Raw genomic sequence first — 19,045 nt, 5'->3', positions numbered from 1 at the left:
CAAATTCATTCGATTTTATTTTTCCGCCGCCACCAAACAAAACCACACAGCCCACCTCCGAACAACAACCAAGTGGCTGGTTCGGGAGACGGAATTGGCACAATAGGGGAATCAACTGTCAGCGACTGAATACGGAAGGAGTCATTCGAATCGATCGCCTTTATTCCAAACACGGCTCCGGTAAACTTCAGTGATGAGAAGTCAAACGCGACAATATTTGCGTACCCTTCAATAGAAGGCTTGATATAATCGTTAAACACAGTGACATCATCAACCAACAGCAAGGCCTCGTCATCTTTCCCGACCCAGGAAAAAACAATTTCTACGAGCGACACATCGGTGCCAAAATCAAAAATCAACACATCATCACTTGCAGATCCATCTAAAGTCTTCGAAGAGTCAACCTTTCCGATGGCCTCCACCCCTAGACCAGCACCATTATCCCAGGTCACTTTCCCGCCAATCGAGTCCGTAGAGACAAATGAATCGCCCCGCACGCCAAGAGTCAATCCCAAAGAAGGATATTGCGAACCATCAGGTTCAGTCGAAAAATCATAAATAACCGGCAGGGCAAAAGCAGAAGAATAAAAACAGAACGGCAAAAACAGACAAACAATAAAAACTCTCATAAGACCCCCCTCGTGAGCGATTTCCATAGAATTCCGGTTTCGGTATTTTCATTAGGCGATTTACAAATAATAAATAACCGCTCTGACAAAATTCTTAATGCTGCTTTGGCAGTCAGCACTTATTTTGCTATGATTGCGGATCTGTCAAAATCAGGAGACAACCGATGAATTACGGAATCACCCGCACCAGCGCTATAGCATTGCTCAACCAACATCTGAGCAACCCGAACCTGATCAAGCACTGCCTAGCCAGTGAAGCGGTAATGCGGGCACTGGCCAAACATTTTGCTGAAGATGAAGAGCTCTGGGGTCTGACGGGGCTGCTGCACGACCTGGATGTCGAACTGACCCTCGACGATCTCGCCCGTCATACCCACGAAACGGTTCGAATCCTGCGCACAGCAGGGGTTGCCGAAGAGATCATCGAAGCGATCCGCATGCACAACGAGCAGGCCCACGGCGACAAACGCAGCGAACGCTTTCACCATGCCCTGGCCGCCGGTGAGACCATCACCGGCCTGATCATCGCCAGCGCCCTGGTCTACCCGGATAAAAAATTGGCCAGCGTTAAAGCAAAATCAGTGCGCAAACGTTTTAAAGAGAAACAGTTTGCCGCCGGAGCCAATCGCGAAATCATCGCCGAGTGCGAACAAATCGGCATCCCGATTCCCGAGTTCTGCGATCTTTGCCTGGCAGCGATGCAGGGAATTTCTGATGATCTGGGTCTCTAACCGACTGGAGAAAATGTGAACAGTAAAGAGTTGACCCGCCTGCTGCAATCGCTGGCCGATGGCCAGATCAGTGTTGCTGATGGGGTTGCGCAACTGAAAAAACTCCCCTTCGAAGATCTCGGTGTGGCGCAGATTGACCACCACCGCGAACTCCGTCAGGGGGTGCCGGAAATCATCCTCGGTGAGAGCAAAAGCCTCGACCAGTTGAAAACCATCCTTGCTGCTCAAGCTCGTGGTGGCGGCAATATCCTGGTCACCCGCCTCAATGCAGAAAAAGCCACCGCACTTTGCAATCAGTTCCCCGAAGCTGAATATGACGTTGATGCGCGAACCTTCTGCCTATTGCAGCAGAAAATTAAAGCTACCGGTCTGGGCAAGATTTTGGTGATTTGCGCCGGGACCTCCGACATTCCCGTTGCCCGCGAAGCAACCGTGACCGCACGGATCCTCGGCAACGAGGTCGAAGAGCTGATCGACGTCGGTGTGGCGGGCATCCACCGTCTGCTGGCACGCAACGATCAACTGCAAAAAGCCGCAGTAATCATCGTTGTCGCCGGCATGGAAGGCGCACTGCCCTCAGTGGTCGGCGGGCTGGTCTCGGTACCGGTCATCGCCGTGCCCACCTCTGTCGGCTACGGGGCCGCCTTCGGTGGCATCGCCGCACTACTCGGAATGCTCAACTCTTGCGCCAGCGGCGTGACGGTGGTCAATATCGATAACGGTTTCGGCGCTGCCTTTGCGGCCAATCGGATCAACCGGAAAGAATCCTGATGCGAACCCTTTACCTCGACACCTTCTCCGGCATTTCCGGCGACATGTTTTTAGGCCTGTTGCTCGATCTCGGCCTGCCACTGCAAAAGCTGCAAACCGAACTGGCCAAGCTGCCACTGGATGGCTACGAATTAAAGGTATCACGGGAACAGCGCCACGGGATCGACGGCTGCCGTCTTCAGGTCGTATGCGCGGAAACCCATCACCATCGCAGCTGGAGCAGGATCGACCAGCTACTTGCCGATAGCGCCCTCGAGCCGCAAACCAGCACCCTGGCCCGACGCTTTTTCCGCCGCCTCGGCGAAGCCGAAGCCAAGGTTCACGGCATCAATATTGATAAAGTTCACTTCCACGAAGTCGGCGCCATCGATGCCATTATCGACCTGACCGGTGCCGCCATCGGACTGCAACTCCTCGGCATCGACAAGCTGCTCTGTGCCCCGCTGCCGCTGTCACGCGGCATGAGCCACTGTGCTCACGGCGCGCTGCCACTGCCGGCCCCAGCAACCTTGGAGCTGCTGCAAGGCTTGCCGATCGTCGACAGCGGCTGTGACAAAGAACTGGTCACTCCGACCGGCGCCACCATCGTTGCCGAACTGGCCGAGATCAGTGCGCTGCCGCAAATAACCATCGAGCGCAGCGGCTACGGTGTCGGCGGCTGGCAACTGGAAGACCGCCCCAACCTGCTGCGCGGCATTCTCGGCGAAACAGCGGCTAATGCTTCAGCCCAGCACGACCGGGTACAGCTGCTCGAAAGCCACATTGATGACAGCACCCCGGAACAGCTCGGTTACCTGCTCGAATGCCTTCTCGAAGCTGGCGCCCTCGACGCCGGCTACACGCCACTGCAGATGAAAAAAAATCGCCCCGGCGTGCGCTTGACGGTGGTTTGCGAAGAACAAGCGGCCAGTCAGCTGGCCAACCTGATTATGCATCAAAGTAGCGCCATCGGCGTGCGCAGCTCTGCCTGCGAACGCTACAAGCTGGTACGGCGCAGTCGCAACATCTCCACCGAACTCGGCGAAGCGCGCGTGAAACTGCTTTACGATGGTGAGCAGTTTTTGCGCCTGACCGCCGAGTACAGCGATTGCCACAAACTGGCCAAACAACACGACCTCCCACTCCCCCAGGTTTATCGCCTGGTTGAAAACAGCGCCTACCGGCAACTACAGCTGGAGCCAAACAAGGAGACAGAATGACCGCACCGATCCAACCGCAAGGGCCGCTCCGCAAACTGATTCTGCTGCTTTCCAGCAATGCTGGACTTGGCTATGCGCCGGTTGCCTCGGGAACCTTCGGCAGCTTGGCCGGCATCCCGGCCTTTTATTATCTCTCCTGTTTCGGCTGGCCGCTGCAACTGCTCACTTTTGTGGCGGTGCTCTTTTTAAGCTTCTGGGCCTCCGATGAAGCGGGCAAGATCTATAACGAAGCAGATGACGGCCGGATCGTCATCGACGAACTGGTCGGCTATCTGGCAACGGTCCTGTTTCTACCCTTTAGCTGGCCGACAGCGATTCTCGGTTTCTGCTGGTTCCGGCTGTTTGACATCATCAAGCCGCAGCCAGCGAAATGGTTTGATAAAGAGATGAAAAATGGCGTCGGTGTCACCCTCGACGATCTAGTTGCGGGAATTTACGCAGCCATCGCGCTGCGCATTTGCCTGGCAATCTTTTTCTGATGCGCGATTTGACGGAGCGTTCCATGCCACCTTTCGACATTGCCGTACTGACCACCGGCGATGAGCTGCTCAACGGCGAACTGGCCGACACCAACACCAGCAGCATCGCCACCGCCTTGTCGCGCTACGGCTATCGGCTGCGCTGCTCACTGTCGGTTCCGGATCAGGAAAAAGAGATTGTTGCCGCGCTGCGCTATCTGACTCAACATGTACAAGTGGTGATTGTCACCGGCGGACTCGGCTCCACCGGCGATGACCTGACCGCCCGCGCCGCGGCCCGCGCAACCGGACAGCAGTTGGCGATCAACGAGCAAGCGATGGAAATGGTCCGCGACTGGTTCCGGCGCCGCAACCGGCAGATGGAACCGACCAATGAACGACAGGCGCTGCTGCCGATTGAGGCACAGCCGTTACAGAACCCTCTCGGCACAGCCCCCGGTTTTCGCCTGCAGCAGGGAGCATGCGAACTGTTTTTCCTGCCCGGCGTCCCCAGTGAAATGCAGGCGATGTTTGAACAAGCAGTCCTTCCGGCCTTGCAGCAACTGCATCCACCAACAGCCGCCCGGCAGCAACGCACCTTCAAACTATTCGGCCTGCCGGAACCGAAAATCGATGCCATGATTCCGTACCCGCAACTCCCCGATGGAGTCACGGTCGCCTTCGCCCTCGACTATCCGCTGGTGCTGGTAAAACTGCGCGCCGATGGGGCTGAGGCAGAACAAAACCTGGACCAGGCCGAAACGCTGCTGCAGCAGGTGCTGGGGGATTACATCATGGCCCGCAACGGGGAAACCCCCGCGGGGAACGTCGGTAAACTGTTAACCAACAGCGACCTGACGCTATCTCTGGCCGAATCCTGCACCGGTGGCTTGCTCGCCAGTATGCTGACCAGCCAACCGGGGGCCTCGGCCTTTCTCGAACGCGCGGCGGTCACCTACGCCGATTCGGCCAAACTCGACTGGCTACAGGTTCCGCTGCCGCTGCTCCGCCAGCACGGTGCGGTCAGCGAACAGTGCGCCCGGGCGATGGCCGTCGGTCTGCGCCAGGCAACCGATACCGACTTAGCGCTATCCATCACCGGAATCGCCGGGCCGGATGGCGGCACCGTAGAAAAACCGGTCGGCACCGTCTTTCTGGCTTTGGCCAGCTCCGAAGGGGTCCATGCCAAGGGCTATCAATTTAATGGTGACCGCAGCAAAGTCCAGCAAATGAGCGCCTTTATGGCCCTTGAATGGCTGCGCCGCTTTGCCCTGCGCCAACAGGATGAGTGCCGCAAAGGATAACTAAGAGATGAGTCTAGCAGCCAATCCAAATCCTGGTCGAGCGACAAACAAGGTCGAGAATGATTTGGCCGAGGAAATCAGGCGCCTGAAATTGATTCATCAGATTGCCGGCCTGACAGCAGGTATCCGTGATCGTGGGTTGTTGCTGAACAAGGTTCTCAGACAACTACAAAACTTTTTTGCACCCACGGGCTGCGGCATCTATCAGCTGCACGACCTGGCGTCACCTCTACATCTGGTCGCCGAATTAGGAATCAGTGAGGATTTAAGCCGCGAGCTGCAAAAGGTCCCGGCCGGCAAAGGGCTGATTGCGCAAGTAATCAGAAGCAACACCCCGCACAACTGGACCGATCTGGCCGACGAACCACAACTTTACTGCCAGGCGCTGCTCGCTGCCGGCTGGTGCAGCCTGCTCGCCCATCCGCTGATTGCCCACGAGCGACTGCTCGGGGTGATCTTTCTTTACCAGGACAGCCCCCGTGAATTTGCCAGCGCCGACATCACCCTGATCGGGGAGTGCTGCCAGCTGCTCGCCGCGGCCATCGACGCTTCTGAGCTGGTTGAAAAACTGGAATGGCAACACCGGCTGACCCACGCCAGTCAGCGCGAGCTGGATCGTTCCCGCAAACAGTTGCGCGAACACGTCAATCGACTGGAAGAAACCAACCGCTCCCTGGGGCAGGCCAACCAGATGAAGGATCGCTTTTTAGCCCTGGCGTCCCACGAGCTGCGCACCCCCCTGACCTGGATCATGACCGCCACAGAACTGCTGGAAAGTCAGCTCGAGGACCTTTCAGAAGAATCACAAACCATGCTGTCGACCATTTTCAAAGGGGGCCATCGGCTCAATTGTCTGGTCGAGGACCTGCTAGAAATTGCCCGAATTGAATCCCGCGACATTTATCTGGCCAAGGAGCATATCGATCTGCCGTTATTGTTGGGAGAACTGGCCATTCAATTTGGCGATGAGGCCTTACGCCGCCAATTGACCCTGCAGATCGGTCAGATTCCAGACCATATTTCGCCGGTCGGCGATCATCACCACCTGCGGCACGCCTTGGAGAGAATCCTGAAAAATGCCTTCAAGTTCACCCCCCCGGGTGGCTTTATCAAGTTCGAGGCGACCCACAGAACCACCGTGGAGCTGCAGGAAAGAAGACCGGATATGGAACCTTTCTGCCCCGATTTTTTCCGCAAGGCTCAGCTCCACGACCACATCGACATCTGCATCATCGACAGTGGCGTCGGTATCGCCGTCAAAGACCGCCTGCAGATTTTTGACAAATTCGATGTCGCTGGCGATATCAACCTGCACGGCAAACAGTCAGGCTCAGTACAGGGGCCAAGCGCCGGACTCGGCCTGCCGCTGGCCAAAGGAATGATCGAAGCCCACGGTGGGATGATCTGGGTGGACAACGCGCAGGACAGCGAAACCGGCAGCTGCTTTCATATTTTGTTACCGCTCTATCAGCCAAAACGGAATACCGATGGCTGAAGCGGTCCCGATGCAGCGCACCTTTATCGCCATCCCGCTCCCTGCAATACAGCAGCAACGGATAGCCGACCTGCAACAACAGCTGCGCCAATTGATCCCGGAATTAAAAACACCCAGGCCAGAAAACCTGCACCTGACGCTCCATTTTCTTGGTCATCTGCCCCAGCAGCTGCTTGCGGAAATCAGCGAGTCTATGCTATCGATAGGACGAAAGAAAAAGAATTTTAATGTCGCACTGAGAGGCTTGGGACTCTTCCCTCAGCGGCGGCACCCGCGCATCCTGTGGCTGGGCCTGGAACCAGAGATCGAACTGATCGATCTGTACCGGCAGCTGGCAGTCGAACTGGACAAACTGGGGTTGCAGACCGAGCAACGCAACTATCGCCCCCATTTGACCATCGGCCGTTTCAAGCCGCCAGCGCAACACACCGACGCGCTGTGTCCTTTTCTGACACACAGCTGCGGCAGCCTACAGATAGACAAAATGATTCTGTTCAGCAGTCAGTTGACCAAACAGGGGGCGATCCACTCGCCGTTGACAACAGCGCCACTGGCCGCCTGAAAATGCTGAAATTTTACAATTGAGTTTTATCACTAAGTTTTAAATAAATGCCAAGGGAGGCAGACATGTCCGACGAAAATCGCAACCGCGCACTCGACCTGGCGATGGGCCAGATTGAAAAACAGTTCGGCAAGGGCAGCATCATGCGCCTGGGTTCCGATTACCAGATGCCGGCCATCGAATATATTTCCACCGGAGCCCTGAGCATCGATCTGGCGCTGGGACTCGGCGGCGTCCCCAAGGGACGGATCATCGAGATTTTTGGCCCGGAATCCTCGGGTAAAACCACCCTCGCTCTGCACATTGTCGCTGAAGCACAGAAAAAGGGCGGCATCGCCGCTTTTGTCGATGCTGAACACGCCCTCGACATTCAATACGCCGGCCAGCTGGGAGTCAAAACAGATGATCTGCTGGTCAGTCAGCCAGACACCGGTGAGCAGGCGCTGGAAATTACTGAGATGCTGATCCGTAGTGGCGCAATTGATGTCCTGGTGGTCGACTCGGTGGCCGCCCTGACGCCACGCGCCGAAATCGAAGGCGAAATGGGCGACTCGCACATGGGCCTGCAAGCACGGCTGATGTCCCAGGCACTGCGCAAATTAACCGGCGCGATTTCAAAATCGAACTGCTGCCTGATTTTCATCAACCAGATCCGTATGAAGATCGGTGTCATGTTTGGTAATCCGGAAACCACCACCGGTGGCAATGCGCTAAAATTCTACTCCTCGGTACGGATGGACATCCGCCGCATCGCCGCTCTCAAATCGGGTCAGGATGTCATCGGCGGTCGCACCCGGGTCAAGGTGGTAAAAAACAAGGTTGCACCGCCCTTTAAGCAGGCAGAATTTGATATCATGTATGGAACCGGAATTTCCCGCGAAGGGGATGTCCTCGACCTCGGCGTCGACAACGATATCGTCGAAAAAAGTGGTGCCTGGTTCTCTTACAATGGCGAGCGCCTCGGCCAGGGCCGGGAAAATTCCAAGCAGTTCTTAAAGGAAAACCCGGCGCTGACCAATGAGATCGAAGCTCGGATTCGCGAACTTTACGGTTTGGACTTAGCAGCGGCTCCGGCATCCGAGGAAAAGTAGAAAACCGTCTGTTAAACTTCTGACGAGGAAGAGACTATGAATCTGAACGACATTCTCGGCCTGGCGCTCAAAGCCAACACCTCCGATATCCACCTCAAGGCCGGTCTGCCCCCGGTGTTCAGGATCGACGGTAACCTGCGGCCGCTGCCGAAAGCACCACGGCTAACCGCCGAATCGGTCCGCGATATGTGTCATGGCATCATGAACGAGAAGCAGCGCCAGACCTTTGAAAACCACAATGAGGTCGATCTGGCCTATGGGGTTCCCGGACTGGGGCGGTTTCGGGTCAACGTCTTTTCTCAGCGCAATTCAGTCTCGGCGGTTTTCAGGGCGATCCCCTACAAAATCGCCACCCTTGATGAGCTGTTGATGCCCCCAGTATTGAAAAAAATCGCTGATGAACCGCGTGGTCTGGTGCTGGTCACTGGCGCCACTGGCTCGGGAAAATCGACCACCCTGGCAGCGATGCTCGACTACATCAACAGCAATCGCACCGCCCATATCGTCACCATTGAAGACCCAATCGAATACCTGCACCGCGACCGCAAATGTATCATCAACCAGCGCGAAGTCGGTTTTGACACGGCGGGCTTTGCGCCAGCGCTAAAAAGCTCACTACGTCAGGACCCGGACATCATCCTGGTCGGCGAGATGCGCGACGTCGAAACCACCGAAACCGCTTTGGCCGCAGCCGAAACCGGACACCTGGTGCTTTCGACCCTGCACACCATCGACGCGCCAGAAACCATCACGCGGATTGTTTCGATGTTCCCGCCCCACCAACAGCGCCACATCCGCCTACAACTCTCCGGCGTCCTAAAAGGGGTCATCTCCCAGCGCCTGGTTCCACGAGCGGAAGGCAAAGGGCGAGTTGCCGCCGTCGAAGTAATGATCTCAACGGCACGAGTCCGCGATCTGATCGACGATCAGGAGAAAACCCTGCAACTCAAAGACGCCATTGCCCAAGGCTACACCACCTATGGCATGCAGAGCTTCGATCAGGCCCTTATGGCGTTGGTCAAACAAAATGCCATCACCTACGAGGAAGCCGTACGTCAAAGCTCCAACCCGGATGACTTCAAACTTAAATTTTCTGGCATCGATTCAACCTCAGACGGTTCCTGGGAGGCTTTCGAGCAAGGCAAAAAGCAAGAAGAAGAGAATGTGGATGAGGATGGTCAAATCCAAGTCGAGCGCTTCTGATCCCTTTGCCGCAGCATTGCGGATCTTGACCGGACAGGATCGAAGCGAAGCCGAACTGCGCGATAAACTCAAGCAGTTCGGCTTTTCTGCGGCGGCCATCGACAGTGCTATCGAGAAATGTCAGGAGTACAACTACCTCGACGACCACCGCTACGCCTTGGAACGCGCCCGCGCAATGTTGCGCAACGGCCGCGGCGTCGGCTGCAAGGTGCTGCTCGAACTGCGCCGCCGGGGCATTGACGAATGCTTGGCGCAACAGGCCCTGGAAACGGCCAGCAGCGAATTTGAAACATCCGCTATTCTGCAAGAGCTGCTGGCGCGCCGCTTTCCGGACTTCGATTTCAACACGGCCGATGAACGACAACGCCGCCGGGTGATCAGTTTTTTTCAACGCCGTGGCTTTGCTTTGGCTGAGATTTTCCACGTTCTCAAAGAAGAAGCTTAAACGGCCTCGCGATTTAAAACCCTTTTCAATCCGCACAACTTCGATTATTATCCCTGATTCAATCGAGCAGAATTCAATGGTCAGCCAATGACAATATGAGCAGTGTGAACAGCAGAAAGGCAGTTGCAGATGATCACCGGAAATGAAATCCGCGCCCGTTTCCTCAAGTACTTCGAAGAGCGGGGACACCGCATTGTCTCCTCCTCGTCACTGGTTCCACACAACGACCCGACCCTGCTATTTACTAATGCCGGGATGAACCAGTTCAAGGACTGCTTCCTCGGCGCGGAAAAACGGGACTACCTGCGGGCGACCACCTCACAGAAATGTGTTCGCGCTGGCGGCAAGCACAACGATCTGGAAAACGTCGGCCGCACTGCCCGCCATCACACCTTCTTCGAGATGCTCGGCAACTTCTCCTTCGGTGACTATTTCAAAAAGGAAGCGATCGCCTACGCGTGGGAATTCCTGACCAAGGATATGGGCCTCGATACCGATCGCCTTTACGTTTCGGTTTATACGAACGACGACGAAGCCGCCGATATCTGGCATAACCAGGAAGGCGTTCCGCGCGAAAAAATCTTTCGCTTCGAAGAGGATAATTTCTGGTCGATGGGCGACACTGGTCCCTGCGGCCCCTGCTCGGAAATCTTCTACGACAACGGTGCCGAAATCGGCTGTGACTCCCCAGACTGTACTGTCGGTTGCGACTGTGACCGCTATATGGAAATCTGGAACAACGTCTTTATGCAGTTCGACCGCCAAGCAGACGGCGAGCTGGTCCCGCTACCGAAACCGGCGGTCGATACCGGCATGGGCCTGGAGCGGATCACCACCGTCATGCAGGGCGTGCAATCAAACTACGATACCGACCTGCTGCGCGCCATCATCGCCCACATCGAACAGCTCTCCGGTAAGACCTACGGCGACAATAACGACAATGATGTCTCGATGCGGGTTATGGCCGATCACAGCCGCGCCAGCGCCTACCTGATCGCTGACGGCGTGCTGCCGAGTAACGAAGGTCGTGGTTACGTGCTGCGGCGGATCATGCGTCGGGCGATGCGTCACGCCAAGATGATCGGTTTTGAGGGACCGGTGCTGTTCAAAACCGCCGTCTTCGTCCTCGAACTGATGAGCGAAGCCTTTCCGGAAGAAGCCAAACGCAAAGACTTTGTCGCCAAGGTGGTCCAAAACGAAGAAGAACGCTTCGTCCAGACCCTCGGCAATGGCCTGCGGATTCTTCAGGAGGAGGTCGCCCAACTGGCGGCCGCCAAACAGACCATCATCCCCGGCGCAACCGTCTTCAAACTCTACGATACCTACGGCTTTCCCGTTGATTTGACCGCCGACATCGTCGAGAAGGATGGCTATTCCCTTGACGAGGATGGATTTAACCTGTGCATGGAGGCCCAGCGGACCAAAGCCCGTGCCCACTGGAAAGGCTCCGGCGAAGAAGCGGTTTCGGCAATCTACAAACAGCTGGTCGATAAAGGCATCACATCGGTCTTCAGCGGCTATACACAGCGACAGGATCAAGGCGAAGTGCTCGCGTTGATCAAGGATGGAGAACTGGTCGAAGAGGCGGTTTGTGGCGAAAGTGTCGAACTGATCACTGCGACCACGCCCTGCTACGGTGAATCGGGTGGCCAAGTCGGTGATACCGGCGAGATCACCACCGCTGAAGCAACGCTGCGGATTGTTGAGACCAAAAAACCACTTAATGACCTGACCAGCCACGTTTGTGAAGTGGTCACCGGTGCAGTAAAGGTTGGCGCAACAGCAACCATCAACGTCGATAGCGAACGTCGTCAAAAAATAGTTCTGAATCACACCGCGACCCACCTGCTGCAGGCCGCCATGCAGAAGATACTCGGCGACCACGTCAAACAGGCAGGTTCGCTGGTCACCCCCGAGCGACTCCGTTTCGACTTCACCCACTTCTCACCGGTCAGCAGCAAAGAGCTGGTCAAGATCGAGGAAGAGGTCAACCGGCAGATTCGCGTCAACGCCGAGGTTGAGTCGCAGGTGATGGCCGCCGACGCAGCCCAGGCCGCTGGAGCCATGGCACTGTTCGGCGAAAAATATGGCGATGAAGTCCGCGTCATCAGTGTCGGCGACTACAGCATGGAACTCTGTGGTGGCACCCACGCCCGCGCCGCTGGCGATATCGGCCTGTTCCGCATCCTCTCGGAAGGCGGAATTGCCGCCGGGGTACGGCGGATCGAAGCGGTCACCGGTGACGGTGCCCTGAGCCAGGTTCATCAGCAACAGCAGACCCTGCAACGCTTGGCGACACTGGTTAAAAGCGATCCGCAACAACTGGAAACCCGCCTGCGGAAACTCCTTGAGCAGCAGAAAGAGCTGGAGAAAGAGCTGGAGCAATTACATGCCCAGGCCAATGCCGATCGCAGTGGCGAATTGATCAATCAAGCCCAGGAGGTTGGCGGTATCAAACTGTTGGCGGTCAAGGTCGACGGTGTTGACGGCAAGGGTCTACGCGAGTTTTCCGACCAACTGCGCGACAAGCTCGGCTCAGGAGTGCTGGTGTTGGTTTCGACCGAAGGCGGCAAGGTCGCCCTGCTGGTAGCGGTCACCAAAGATGTCACTGACAAAATCAAAGCTGGCGCGCTGATCAAACCTCTGGCCGAGATCATCGGCGGCCGTGGTGGCGGTCGTCCCGAGCTGGCTCAAGCGGGCGGACCCGACGTCGAGAAAGTCGAAGCCCTGCTGCAAGCTGCACCAGAGCAACTGCTACAACTTCTTAGCTAAGTGCTCGCTACGTATACGCAAAGCTAGACTTATTCGCTGATTCGGCTATATTGGCCAATGAGTCTAGCACCAAAAGAACGTGTTTTCGTGTTTTCAACAGCACAAAGTGCCTCACCAACGATTCGGCGAGGAACCCCAAGCTCCTCGCCCTGCACACTGTCACTGCTGATATTGGATCTTCATGCTGCAACAGGAACTGACCAATAATCCGGAACTGGTTCAGGAGCAACCACCAAAGACCCTTCTGGTTGTCGACGATGAACCGATCATTTGTCAGCTCTGCGCCCGGGCCCTGAGCAACTTTAATGTTTTGCAGGCTGGCGACGGGCGTCAAGCTCTTGACATGCTTGAAACAAATGAGATCGACATCATTCTCAGCGATGTCATGATGCCAAACCTGAGCGGCCTCGACCTGTTGCGCTCGGTCAAAAAACAGCAGCCCGACCTGGCGGTTATCCTGATGACCGGCTACAGTGACAAAGAGGTCATTCTCCAGGCGTTAAAGGCTGGTGCTGACGATTTCATCAGCAAACCGATCAATCTGCTGCAGTTGCGCACCACCGTCGACAAGGTCCTGGACAAGCTGCTGATGCGGCAAGAACTGGCCAACCTCAAGCAGTTAGATAAACTCAAAAGCGACTTTCTCGGCCTGATCTCCCATAAACTGAAAACCCCGGCGACGGCAATCTCTCTGTTTATTCAAAACATTGCCGATGGCATCAGCGACCCCAATGAAGCAAACTTCCAACGCATGTTGTCGATGGTGCAGGATGAAACCCAGCATCTGGAGCACCTGATTCAGGACCTTCTCTACTTCAGCAGTGTGATCCTCAAAGACGACCAGCTGCAACTAGAACCGATCGAACTGGGCCGCATTGCGCGCCAGGTGGCCACCACCCTGGAACCGGCAGCGGCGAACAAACAACTGGACTTCCAAATCGACATTGAGCCACCGTTGCCGCCAACGCCGCTGACTCTTGACCGGACCCGGATATCCTTTGCCATTCGCGCACTGCTCGACAACGCGATTAAATTCACCCCCCAGGGAGGCTGCGTTCGCTTGGAAGGGAAACTGCAGGACGAACTGGTCCTGTTGCAGGTTCGCGACACCGGATGCGGCATTGCCCCGCAGGAAATCAATAAAGTTTTCAATAAGTTTTATCAGATCGACCGGGAAAACACTGGCCAGATCCGCGGCTTTGGTCTCGGCCTCTTTTATGCCCGCGATTTTGTCCGCAAGATGGGAGGCAGCCTGCACCTTGAGAGCCAACCGGGACTGGGCTCGGTGGCAACAATCCAATTCCCGCTGTCAGACTAACTTCGAGCCTACCGTAAAAATATCCTATCCCCTCCATTTGTCGCTCCGTAAAGCTTTTTTTTCACTGGTTTTTTGTGCTATGTTTCGTCTTTTATCTTTTCGGCAAATTTTCATCTCAGGAGGATGTCGATGTTCAAAGGAACAACCATCTGCTGCGTCCGTCGTGGGTCGGAAGTTGCCCTGGCCGGCGATGGTCAGGTCAGCCTCGGCAATACCGTCATGAAACACGGTGCACGCAAGATCCGCCGCCTCTACCAGAACCAGATTCTGGCCGGATTTGCTGGCAGCACCGCCGATGCCTTTACCCTGTTTGAAAAGTTTGAAGCCAAACTGGAGGAATTCCGTGGCAATCTGCCGCGCGCCGCTGTTGCCCTGGCCAAAGACTGGCGTACCGACCGGGCACTGCGCCGCCTGGAAGCCCTGTTAATCGTCGCTGATAAAGACGTCACCTTGGTCATTTCCGGCTCCGGCGATGTTATCGAGCCGGATGACGATGTCGCCGCGATCGGTTCAGGCGGCAGCTTCGCCCTGGCCGCGGCCAGAGGGATACTCAAGCACTCGGAAATGGGCGCGGAGCAGATCGTCAAAGAAGCGTTGCTGATCGCCGCTGACATCTGCATCTACACCAATGACCGTATTTCTGTCGAGGTTTTAGCGTGACCAACTTTACCCCACGTGAAATTGTTTCGGAACTGGACCGCTACATCATCGGCCAGAACGATGCCAAGCGCGCTGTCGCTGTTGCCCTGCGGAACCGTTGGCGCCGCCAGCAGGTCGAAGGTGACCTGCGCGACGAGATCGTACCAAAAAACATCATCATGATCGGACCGACCGGAGTCGGCAAAACCGAGATCGCCCGCCGCCTGGCCAAATTGGCCCAAGCGCCCTTCATTAAGGTCGAGGCAAGTAAGTTTACCGAAGTCGGCTACGTCGGCCGGGATGTTGAAAGTATGGTTCGCGACCTGTTGGACCTGGCCATCATTATGGTCAAGGAAGAGGAAGCGAAAAAGCAGCATGTCAAGGCTGAGGCCAATGCCGAGGAGAGACTTCTTGATCTTCTACTGCCGGGCGATTCCGACCACTCTCCGGACAAGCTGGAGCAGCAGAAACACACCCGCGACAAGCTGCGCAAACTGTTGCGCATGGGAGAACTGGACGAGCGTTTTGTTGAGCTGGAATCTGAAATCAGCAGCATGCCACAGATGAACATCCTCACCCCGCAGGGCGGTGAAGACATGGGGATGAACATGAAGGAGATGTTCGGCAACCTGTTCCCGAAAAAGACCAAGCGCAAGCGGATCAAAGTCAGCGAAGCCCGTGAGATATTAAAGGAGACCGAAGCGGATAAGCTGGTCGATATGGAAAATGTCACTACGCTGGCACGCGAACGGACCGAGCAGACCGGTATCATTTTTATCGATGAAATCGATAAAATTGCCAGCCGTGAAGGGATGGGCGGGCCGGAGATTTCGCGCGAAGGCGTGCAGCGCGACATCCTGCCGATCGTTGAAGGGAGCACCATCAACACCAAGCATGGACCAGTCAAAACCGACCATGTGCTGTTTATCGCCGCCGGTGCCTTTCACGTCAGTAAACCCTCGGACCTGATTCCAGAACTGCAGGGACGCTTCCCAATCCGGGTCGAACTGAACAGTCTTGGTGAGGAGGAATTTTATCGCATTCTCACCGAGCCGAAGAATGCCTTAACGCGCCAATACATAGCGCTGCTGGAAACCGAATCGATACAGTTGGAATTCGCCGAGGAGTCAATTCGTGAAATCGCCAAGATGGCCAAGGCGGTCAATGATCGGACCGAAAACATTGGTGCCCGGCGCCTGCACACAATTTTAGAAAAGCTGCTCGAAGATCTCTCCTTCGACGCTCCAGAACTGACCGAGCGCCACGTTGTGATTGATGCCGCAGAGGTGCGTCGACGATTGTCTGACATCAGCCAGGATGAGGACCTGTCACGCTACATCCTGTAAAGGCGGTAGGAAGCAGCTAAAATCCACAAAGCTCAACGGGCGACCGATAAGTCGCCCTTACGAAAGCATAAAAAAATGCAAAAATTAATCGAAAAAGCCAACGTTTTAATGGAAGCACTGCCGTGGATCAAAAACTTCTACGGCAAAACCATTGTCATTAAATACGGCGGCAACGCCATGGTCGAAGAACGGCTCAAAGAAGGTTTTGCCCGCGACGTCATCCTGATGAAATATATCGGTCTTAACCCGGTAGTGGTTCACGGTGGTGGCCCGCAAATCGGCAAAGTCCTTGAGGCGATGAAGATCGAAAGCAACTTCATCCAGGGGATGCGCGTCACCGACAGCGTTACCATGGATGTCGTGGAAATGGTCCTTGGCGGCAAGGTCAACAAGGAGATCGTCAACAACATTAATCGCCATGGTGGCAAAGCGGTCGGTCTGACCGGCAAAGACGGTGGCCTGTTAACCGCACGAAAACTGGAAATGACCGCCGTCAATCCGGACACCTTGACCCCGGAAATTATCGATATCGGTATGGTCGGCGAGGTCGTAACCGTCGACCCGACAGTCATCCGCGCTCTGGAAGAGAGTAACTTCATTCCAGTGATCGCACCGATCGGCTGCGGCTTAAACGGCGAAACATACAACATCAACGCCGATCTGGTCGCAGGCAAGATTGCCGGCGCCCTAAAAGCGGAAAAGCTGATCCTACTGACCGACATCGAAGGCGTTAAAGACAAACAAGGCAAACTAATTTCGACGATTGATATCCAGCGCGTCCCTGATCTGATCAATGACGGCACCATCTCCGGCGGCATGATCCCCAAGGTCAGCTGCTGTGTTGAGGCGATCGAAGAGGGAGTGGTCAAGACCCACATTATCGACGGCCGGATGGAACACGCCTGCCTGCTGGAGATATTTACCGACAAAGGGATCGGCACCGCCGTTGCGAGGTTCACACCATGAGCAAATCACAAGGCTGGATCGACCGGGGCCTGACTTCCGTCGCCATGACCTACGGCCGATATCCCCTGGTGGCCGATTGCGGCCAAGGGAGCTGGCTGCTCGATGTCGATGGCAAACGTTACCTCGACTTCCTCGCTGGCGTCGCGGTCAACAACCTGGGTCATTGTCACCCCAAGGTGGTGGCCGCCATTCAAGAGCAAGCCGGCAAACTGTTGCACTGTTCCAACTTCTATCACATCCCGCAGCAGATCGAGCTGGCGGAACTGCTTTGCCAGCACTCCTTTGGCGACCGGGCATTTTTCTGCAATTCCGGTGCTGAGGCCAACGAAACAGCGATCAAACTGGCGCGCAAATACAGCAGTGAAAATCACTGTGCCGAGCGGACCGAAGTGATTACCGCCGTGGCGTCCTTCCATGGCCGGACCCTGGCTGGCATCAGCGCCACCGGGCAAGATAAAGTCAAAGCGGGCTTCGCTCCATTGCTCCCGGGCTTCACGCATGTGCCCTTCGGCGATTGCGAAGCGTTGCGCGCGGCAGTCGGGCCGAACACCTGCGCCATCATGCTCGAACCGGTGCAGGGCGAAGGTGGAGTCAACGTTCCACCGGCTGGCTACCTGCAGGCGGTCCGGGAACTGTGCGACCAGCAAAAGCTGCTGCTGATTTTTGATGAAGTACAGGTTGGCTGCGGCCGAACCGGCAGCCTGTTCGCCTATCAGCAGGAAGGGGTTGAACCGGACGTGATGACCCTGGCCAAAGCTTTGGCCGGTGGCCCGCCGATCGGGGCGATGATCGCCAAAGAGAAATTCGCCGTCGCCCTCGGCCCCGGCACCCACGGTTCAACCTTCGGCGGCAATCCGCTGATGGCGGCCGCAGCACTGGCGGCAATGAAAGTCTATCTCGAAGACGACATCCTTGAGAACTGCCTCGCCATGGGCGACTATCTGCGGCGGAAACTGGAAGAACTGCAAGAAAAATATGCCTTTATTGTCGCGGTCCGCGGTCGCGGCCTGATCCTTGGCATGGAGCTGAATATTGAAGGCGGCGAGATGGTCAAAACCGCTCTCGAGCGGGGCCTGCTGATCAACTGTACGGTCGGCAAAGTGCTGCGCTTTTTGCCACCGTTGACCGTCAATCAGGACGAAATTGAGCAAATGCTAGAAATCCTCGAAGGGATTTTTGTTGAATATCAGGAGAAAAACCATGACTAAAGATTTCCTCTGCCTTTCCGATTGGTCGCTGGAAGATCTGGAAAAGATCTTCGCCCTGACCACAGAACTCAAAGCCAAGCAGAAAGAGGGCTCTGCCCACAAACTGCTCGAAGGGCAGACCCTGGGGATGTTGTTCGAAAAGAGTTCCACCCGGACCCGCGTTTCCTTTGAAGTCGGCATGTTCCAACTCGGCGGTCACGCCCTGTTCCTTGCCTCCGGCAACACCCAGATGGGCCGCGGCGAACCGATCAAAGACACCGCCCGAGTGATGGCCCGCTACTGCGACGGCATTATGATCCGTACCTACTCGCAGGCTGCAATCGAAGAATTTGCCGAACAGTGCTCGGTCCCGGTGATCAACGGTCTGACCGACATGTACCACCCCTGTCAGATCATGGCCGACCTATTTACGGTCAGCGAGCATAAAGAGGATTATCGCAATCTCAAATACTGCTGGATCGGTGACGGCAACAACATGGCCAATAGCTGGATCAACGCCGCTGCTATCTTCGGTTTTGAGCTGCGCGTTGCCACCCCGAAAGGCTACGAGCCGAACGCCGAGATTGTTGCCCGCGCCGAACAAGCCGGGGCCAAACTGATATTGACCAACGATCCGCAAGCCGCCGCAACCGGCGCCGATGTGCTGAATACCGACGTCTGGGCGAGCATGGGCCAGGAAGAAGAGCGGGCACAGCGGGAGAAGGCCTTTGCCGGTTTCCAGATCAATGCCGAGCTGGTCAAGCGCGCCGATCCAAAAGCAGTGGTCATGCACTGCCTGCCGGCCCACCGTGACGAAGAGATTACCGACGAAGTAATGGAAGGGCCGCACTCTATTATCTTTGATGAGGCAGAGAACCGACTGCACGTGCAAAAAGCCATCATGGCCACCCTGATGTCCCGCTAAAGAC

Annotated in this window: 18 protein-coding genes; 17 read left to right on the top strand and 1 reads right to left on the bottom strand. The window is 56.0% G+C overall.

Features of this window, described 5'->3' with window-relative positions:
• Positions 1-5: 5 nt before the first annotated feature.
• On the bottom strand, positions 6-629 hold the full coding sequence (locus ACZ5PT_RS08080; protein ID WP_464266305.1) for a PEP-CTERM sorting domain-containing protein: 624 nt from the start codon (positions 627-629) through the stop codon (positions 6-8).
• Between the two features lie 164 nt (positions 630-793).
• Here ACZ5PT_RS08080 and ACZ5PT_RS08075 point away from each other — a divergent pair, with 164 nt between their 5' ends.
• From ACZ5PT_RS08075 to argF, 17 genes are all read left to right on the top strand, one after another.
• Positions 794-1,360 (top strand): HDIG domain-containing metalloprotein, encoded by a 567-nt coding sequence (locus tag ACZ5PT_RS08075; protein ID WP_464266304.1) that lies wholly within the window; start codon positions 794-796, stop codon positions 1,358-1,360.
• 15 nt (positions 1,361-1,375) lie between these two features.
• Positions 1,376-2,131, top strand: coding sequence for a nickel pincer cofactor biosynthesis protein LarB (gene larB / locus ACZ5PT_RS08070; RefSeq protein ID WP_464266303.1), 756 nt, complete (start codon positions 1,376-1,378; stop codon positions 2,129-2,131).
• Complete coding sequence (larC, locus tag ACZ5PT_RS08065) at positions 2,131-3,330, top strand: nickel pincer cofactor biosynthesis protein LarC (protein WP_464266302.1); 1,200 nt, start codon at positions 2,131-2,133, stop codon at positions 3,328-3,330. The genes larB and larC overlap by 1 nt, the downstream gene beginning before the upstream one ends.
• Positions 3,327-3,809 (top strand): phosphatidylglycerophosphatase A family protein, encoded by a 483-nt coding sequence (locus ACZ5PT_RS08060; protein ID WP_464266301.1) that lies wholly within the window; start codon positions 3,327-3,329, stop codon positions 3,807-3,809. Before larC ends, ACZ5PT_RS08060 begins: the two co-directional genes overlap by 4 nt.
• Before the next feature lie 23 nt (positions 3,810-3,832).
• Positions 3,833-5,092 (top strand): CinA family nicotinamide mononucleotide deamidase-related protein, encoded by a 1,260-nt coding sequence (locus ACZ5PT_RS08055; protein ID WP_464266300.1) that lies wholly within the window; start codon positions 3,833-3,835, stop codon positions 5,090-5,092.
• Between the two features lie 7 nt (positions 5,093-5,099).
• Complete coding sequence (locus tag ACZ5PT_RS08050) at positions 5,100-6,587, top strand: GAF domain-containing sensor histidine kinase (protein ID WP_464266299.1); 1,488 nt, start codon at positions 5,100-5,102, stop codon at positions 6,585-6,587.
• Positions 6,580-7,149 carry an RNA 2',3'-cyclic phosphodiesterase gene (gene thpR, locus ACZ5PT_RS08045; RefSeq protein WP_464266298.1) on the top strand — a complete coding sequence of 190 codons (570 nt, stop codon included), beginning with the start codon at positions 6,580-6,582 and terminating at the stop codon, positions 7,147-7,149. Before ACZ5PT_RS08050 ends, thpR begins: the two co-directional genes overlap by 8 nt.
• Positions 7,150-7,214: 65 nt before the next feature.
• Complete coding sequence (gene recA / locus ACZ5PT_RS08040; RefSeq protein ID WP_464266297.1) at positions 7,215-8,240, top strand: recombinase RecA; 1,026 nt, start codon at positions 7,215-7,217, stop codon at positions 8,238-8,240.
• A 36-nt stretch (positions 8,241-8,276) separates the two neighbouring features.
• Entirely contained in the window at positions 8,277-9,443 is a 1,167-nt protein-coding gene (locus ACZ5PT_RS08035) for a type IV pilus twitching motility protein PilT (protein ID WP_464266296.1), read from the top strand.
• A complete protein-coding gene (locus tag ACZ5PT_RS08030; protein ID WP_464266295.1) occupies positions 9,409-9,888 on the top strand; it encodes a regulatory protein RecX in 480 nt (159 codons plus the stop codon). Before ACZ5PT_RS08035 ends, ACZ5PT_RS08030 begins: the two co-directional genes overlap by 35 nt.
• Before the next feature lie 132 nt (positions 9,889-10,020).
• Positions 10,021-12,660 carry an alanine--tRNA ligase gene (gene alaS / locus ACZ5PT_RS08025; protein ID WP_464266717.1) on the top strand — a complete coding sequence of 880 codons (2,640 nt, stop codon included), beginning with the start codon at positions 10,021-10,023 and terminating at the stop codon, positions 12,658-12,660.
• 181 nt (positions 12,661-12,841) lie between these two features.
• Positions 12,842-13,978: a sensor histidine kinase gene (locus ACZ5PT_RS08020; protein ID WP_464266294.1), complete on the top strand. Its 1,137-nt coding sequence runs from the start codon at positions 12,842-12,844 to the stop codon at positions 13,976-13,978.
• Between the two features lie 129 nt (positions 13,979-14,107).
• The gene (hslV, locus tag ACZ5PT_RS08015) at positions 14,108-14,638 is read left to right on the top strand and encodes an ATP-dependent protease subunit HslV (RefSeq protein WP_464266293.1); all 531 of its coding nucleotides are present in this window, start codon (positions 14,108-14,110) and stop codon (positions 14,636-14,638) included.
• Positions 14,635-15,963, top strand: coding sequence for an ATP-dependent protease ATPase subunit HslU (hslU, locus tag ACZ5PT_RS08010; RefSeq protein WP_464266292.1), 1,329 nt, complete (start codon positions 14,635-14,637; stop codon positions 15,961-15,963). The genes hslV and hslU overlap by 4 nt, the downstream gene beginning before the upstream one ends.
• Before the next feature lie 75 nt (positions 15,964-16,038).
• Positions 16,039-16,929: an acetylglutamate kinase gene (gene argB, locus ACZ5PT_RS08005; protein ID WP_464266291.1), complete on the top strand. Its 891-nt coding sequence runs from the start codon at positions 16,039-16,041 to the stop codon at positions 16,927-16,929.
• On the top strand, positions 16,926-18,137 hold the full coding sequence (locus ACZ5PT_RS08000) for an acetylornithine transaminase (RefSeq protein WP_464266290.1): 1,212 nt from the start codon (positions 16,926-16,928) through the stop codon (positions 18,135-18,137). Before argB ends, ACZ5PT_RS08000 begins: the two co-directional genes overlap by 4 nt.
• The gene (argF, locus tag ACZ5PT_RS07995) at positions 18,130-19,041 is read left to right on the top strand and encodes an ornithine carbamoyltransferase (RefSeq protein WP_464266289.1); all 912 of its coding nucleotides are present in this window, start codon (positions 18,130-18,132) and stop codon (positions 19,039-19,041) included. The genes ACZ5PT_RS08000 and argF overlap by 8 nt, the downstream gene beginning before the upstream one ends.
• The last annotated feature ends 4 nt before the right edge of the window (positions 19,042-19,045 follow it).

The sequence above is a fragment of the Desulfuromusa ferrireducens genome (genome assembly GCF_055389805.1).
The sequence above is the reverse complement of the archived record's forward strand: the minus strand, read 5'-3'. Positions and strand labels throughout refer to the sequence as shown.